The sequence below is a fragment of the Hydrogenophaga sp. genome (assembly GCF_031426985.1).
Taxonomy (GTDB): Bacteria; Pseudomonadota; Gammaproteobacteria; order Burkholderiales; family Burkholderiaceae_C; genus Hydrogenophaga.
Genome location: NZ_JASJOY010000138.1, coordinates 1 through 4,615 on the forward strand (window position 1 = coordinate 1; position 4,615 = coordinate 4,615).

Genomic DNA, 4,615 nt, shown 5'->3' on the forward strand with positions numbered 1-4,615 from the left:
TGCTGTTCATGAAGGGCAGCGCCAGCTTCCCGATGTGCGGCTTCTCCGGCCGCGCGATCCAGATCCTCAAGGCCTGCGGCGTGGACACCAAGGCGCTCAAGACCGTCAATGTGCTGGAAGACGACGGCATCCGCGCCGGCATCAAGGAATACAGCAACTGGCCGACGATCCCCCAGCTCTACGTCAAGGGCGAGTTCATCGGCGGCTCGGACATCATGATGGAGATGTACGAGTCCGGCGAGCTGCAGAAGGCCATTGCCGGTCAGGCCTGAGCGCCCATTCGCTCTCCCAGCACAGCCGCCTTCGGGCGGCTGTGTCGTTTCCGGCCGTGCACATCGTCACGCACGACTCCCCCTTGGAGGAATGGACCGGGTTTTCCAGCCTCTTCCATCGTTTCGCGCAGGCACAGCTTGTGCTTCAATGAAAGCGTCGCCGAACCTTTCAAGGAGAACCGCATGAGCAGCTCACGCAGCCTGGTCGCTTCCCCCTCCCTCGGACTGCCCATCGCCCGGATGCGCAGTGTGTTCCAGGCCGACGAGGTCGAGCGCAAGCTGGCCCACCTGCAGGCCAGCGGCAACGAGCGCGAATACGAAGGCCTGCGCAACACCTGGCAGCGCATGCTCGAACGTGGCCCACAGCGCTTTGCCGTCAAGCCCTCGGGCGTGCCTGACATGGCGCCGCTGTACGACCTGCTGCCCAATTTCGGCGAGGTGCTCGACGACGTGAAACGCCACGTCGCCCTCAGCCAGGACAGCCGCGATGGTCTGGAGGTCACCCCCATCCTGCTGCTGGGCCCACCGGGCGTGGGCAAGACCCATTTCGCCAAACAGATCGCCGACCTGCTGGGCACCAGCATGAGCCTGGTGCCCATGAGCAGCATGACGGCCGGCTGGCTGCTCTCGGGGTCGTCGTCGCAATGGAAAGGTGCCAAGCCGGGCAAGGTGTTCGAGGCCCTGGTCGATGGCCAGTACGCCAACCCGGTGATCGTGGTCGACGAGATCGACAAGGCCAGCGCCGACGCGCAGTACGACCCGCTGGGCGCACTCTACAGCCTGCTCGAACACGACACGGCGCAGCACTTCGTGGACGAGTTCGCCGAGGTGCCGATCGACGCCAGCCAGGTGATCTGGATCACCACCGCCAATCACGAGCGAGCCATCCCGGAACCGATCCTCAACCGCATGAACGTGTTCGAGATCGCCCCGCCGTCACCCGACGCGGCGCGCAAGATCGCGGCCCACCTGTACCGCGGCATCCTGGGCGAACACGACTGGGGCCAACGCTTCGACCCGGAGCCGGCCGACGATGTGCTGGATGCGCTGGCAACGCTCGCCCCGCGCGAAATGCGCCGCGCCCTGGTCACGGCCTTCGGCAACGCGCGGCTGGACAACCGCTTCAGCGTCGAGCCCGGCGACCTGCCCAGAGCCGGCGCAGGCAAGTCGCGGATCGGCTTCCTGCAGTAGCCGTTGTCCACGCCACAGCGGTGGCGTCAGCAGACGAGAACGCGGTGGAACCGGCTGTGCCGGGCCACACGCGTTGCCCCCTTGCGGGGGTCGCGCGCAGCGCGGCGGAGGTCGTCATGCGTCCGGGTGCACCCAGTTCTTCGCTGCGGCGTACACCGCGTTCGGGTACTGCGGCTTGCCCCGGCTGCCGTTGTAGCGTCCCAATGCCAGGTAGGTGTCGCCGCGCTCGCGGTCCAGGTAGTGGCGCAGGATCACGCAGCCGAAGCGGATGTTGGTCTGCATGTGGAACAGCTTGCCCGCATCGCCGTCACCGATCACCCGCGACCAGAACGGCATGATCTGCATGTAGCCGCGCGCGCCCACATGCGAGATGGCGAACTTGCGGAAGGCGCTCTCGACCTGGATCAGCCCCATCACCATGGTGGTGTCCAGCCCGGCCCGCTTCGATTCGTACCAGACCGTCTGCAGAAAGTCGATGCGGGTCTGGAAGTCCGGTTTCTTTTTCTTGAGCCGGTCGCTCATCGCCCCCAGCCAGCGCAGGTAGGTCAGGCGTTTTTCCAGATCGCCGAACTCCGGCACCGGCGGCGCGGCGCTGGCAACGGCCGCGCTCAGGGCCGAACGCACCGAATCGGCCAAGGGTTCTTCCACCTGACCACCGGCGTGCACCGCCCCGGTGCCCAGCCAGCCCGCAGCGCCCAGCGCTGCCGTGCGCAGCAGGCATTGGCGGCGGCTCAGATCCGGCAGGATGGCGCTCACTGGACGACCCACCGCGCCATGCGCTTCAGGACGATCACCTTTCGGGATGGCCGGGCGGACGCTCACGCGCTCAATCGACCCTTAACGAAGGCCAGGGCCTCGGCGGCCGGCACTTTGGTCGCGGCGGCGTCGCGGCGGTGCTGGTACTCGACCACGCCTTCCTTGAGACCCCGGTCGCCAATGGTCACGCGGTGCGGCACGCCGATCAGCTCCCAGTCGGCGAACATCGCGCCCGGGCGTTCGCCGCGGTCGTCCAGGATCACGTCCACACCGGCGGCCAGCAGGCCGGCGTACAGCTCGTCGGCCGCGGCCTTGACGGCCTCGCTGCGGTCGGCACCCACCGGGCAGACCACCACGGTGAAGGGCGCAATCGCGTCGGGCCAGACGATGCCGCGCTCGTCGTGGTTCTGCTCGATGGCCGCCGCCGGCAGGCGGGTGATGCCGATGCCGTAGCAGCCCATTTCAAAATGCTTGGGCTTGCCGTCGGTGTCCAGGAAGGTCGCGTTCATGGCCTTGCTGTACTTGGTGCCCAGGTAGAACACGTGGCCCACCTCGATGCCGCGCTCGATGGCCAGCGGCCCCTTGCCGTCGGGAGAGGGGTCACCCTCCACCACGTTGCGCAGGTCGGCCACGAGGTCGGGTTCGGGCAGGTCGCGGCCCCAGTTCACGCCCGTGGTGTGGAAGTCCGGCTCGTTGGCGCCGCAGATCCAGTCGGCCATCACCGCCACCTCGCGGTCGGCCACGATCTTGAGCGGCTGCTTCAGGCCGACCGGGCCAAGGTAGCCCGGCTTGCAGCCGAAGTGGGTGTCGATCTCGGCCAGGCTGGCAAAGCGGAAGCCCTTGTCCAGCCCCGGCACCTTACCGACCTTGACTTCGTTCATGTCGTGGTCGCCGCGCAGCAGCAGCAGCCAGACCTGCGATTTGACAATCTCGCCGGCCTCGTTGAGCTCGTCTGTCGCCAGCACCAGCGACTTGACCGTGGTCGCGAGCGGCACCCCCAGCAGCTCGGCCACGTCGGCACAGGTGGCCTTGCCCGGCGTGGGCGTCTTCGTCATGGGGTTGGCGGCGGCTGGGCGCGGACCGGCCGGCGCCAGCGCCTCGGCCTTTTCCATGTTGGCCGCGTAATCGCTGGCCGGGCAGTAGACGATGGCGTCTTCACCCGTGGCGGCGATCACCTGGAATTCTTCGCTCAGGTCGCCCCCGATGGCGCCACTGTCGGCCGCCACCGCGCGGTAACGCAGGCCGAAGCGGTCGAAGATGCGGCGGTAGGCGGCGGCCATGACCTGGTAGCTGGCCTTGGCGCCGGTTTCGTCGCGGTCGAAGGAATAGGCGTCCTTCATGATGAACTCGCGCCCGCGCATCAGGCCAAAACGTGGCCGGCGTTCGTCGCGGAACTTGGTCTGGATCTGGTACAGGTTCTTGGGCAGCTGCTTGTAGCTGCGCAGCTCCTGACGCGCCACGTCGGTCACCACCTCTTCGCTGGTGGGCTGGACGATGTAGTCGCGCCCGTGCCGGTCTTTGATGCGCAGCAACTCCGGGCCCATCTTGTCAAAACGCCCGGTCTCCTGCCAGAGCTCGGCCGGCTGCACCACCGGCATGGTCATCTCGACCGCGCCAGCGCGGTTCATCTCCTCGCGCACGATGGCTTCCACCTTCTGGATCACGCGCAGCCCCATGGGCATGTAGTTGTATATGCCGGCACCGAGCTTGCGGATCATGCCGGCGCGGGTCATGAGCTGGTGGCTCACGACTTCAGCATCGGCCGGGGCTTCTTTGAGGGTGGTGATGAGGAACTGGGAAGCTTTCATGGGCGAACCGCCACCAACGGTGGCCAAGGCAGAAAAGTCGTTTGGGAAGGGCTTCAAAACCGCGGTTCCGTCGGTCGGTGTTTACCCGGCGTTGGACCGTCGTCGCACCGCAGTCGGTACGCAATCTGTCATGCGCGATGCATAATCCAGACAGTTCAAAAATTTGGGGTTGATTATGCTTGACAGAGAAGGCTTCAGGCCCAATGTCGGCATCATTCTGCTCAACCAGCGAAACCAGGTGTTCTGGGGCAAGCGCATCCGCTCCCACTCCTGGCAGTTCCCGCAAGGTGGCATCGACCGGGGCGAAACGCCCGAGCAGGCGATGTACCGCGAGCTGCACGAGGAAGTGGGCCTGATGCCCGAACACGTGAACATCGTGGCCCGCACGCGGGACTGGTTGCGCTACGAAGTGCCGGACCGCTTCATCCGCCGCGATGCGCGCGGACATTACAAAGGTCAAAAGCAGATCTGGTTCCTGCTGCGTCTGGTCGCTCAGGACTGGCACCTGAACCTGCGTGCCACCAGCCATCCAGAGTTCGACGCCTGGCGCTGGCACGACTACTGGGTGCCGCTGGACGTGGTGGTGGA

5 protein-coding genes are annotated in these 4,615 nt (G+C 66.3%); 3 read left to right on the top strand and 2 right to left on the bottom strand.

Annotated features, from left to right (window positions below):
- Positions 1 to 2: 2 nt before the first annotated feature.
- Entirely contained in the window at positions 3 to 272 is a 270-nt protein-coding gene (grxD, locus tag RMP09_RS15980; protein WP_310566978.1) for a Grx4 family monothiol glutaredoxin, read from the top strand.
- 183 nt (positions 273 to 455) lie between these two features.
- Positions 456 to 1,463: an AAA family ATPase gene (locus RMP09_RS15985; RefSeq protein ID WP_310566979.1), complete on the top strand. Its 1,008-nt coding sequence runs from the start codon at positions 456 to 458 to the stop codon at positions 1,461 to 1,463.
- Positions 1,464 to 1,577: 114 nt separating this feature from the next.
- Here RMP09_RS15985 and RMP09_RS15990 read toward each other — a convergent pair whose 3' ends face one another.
- Together RMP09_RS15990 and RMP09_RS15995 are read right to left on the bottom strand one after the other, a co-directional pair.
- Complete coding sequence (locus tag RMP09_RS15990; RefSeq protein ID WP_310566980.1) at positions 1,578 to 2,219, bottom strand: lytic transglycosylase domain-containing protein; 642 nt, start codon at positions 2,217 to 2,219, stop codon at positions 1,578 to 1,580.
- A 62-nt stretch (positions 2,220 to 2,281) separates the two neighbouring features.
- Positions 2,282 to 4,027: a proline--tRNA ligase gene (locus RMP09_RS15995; RefSeq protein ID WP_310566981.1), complete on the bottom strand. Its 1,746-nt coding sequence runs from the start codon at positions 4,025 to 4,027 to the stop codon at positions 2,282 to 2,284.
- A gap of 175 nt (positions 4,028 to 4,202) precedes the next feature.
- On the opposite strand from RMP09_RS15995, the gene RMP09_RS16000 reads away from it, so the two are divergent.
- The coding region (locus tag RMP09_RS16000; RefSeq protein WP_310566982.1) for an RNA pyrophosphohydrolase at positions 4,203 to 4,615 on the top strand (413 nt) is incomplete at its 3' end.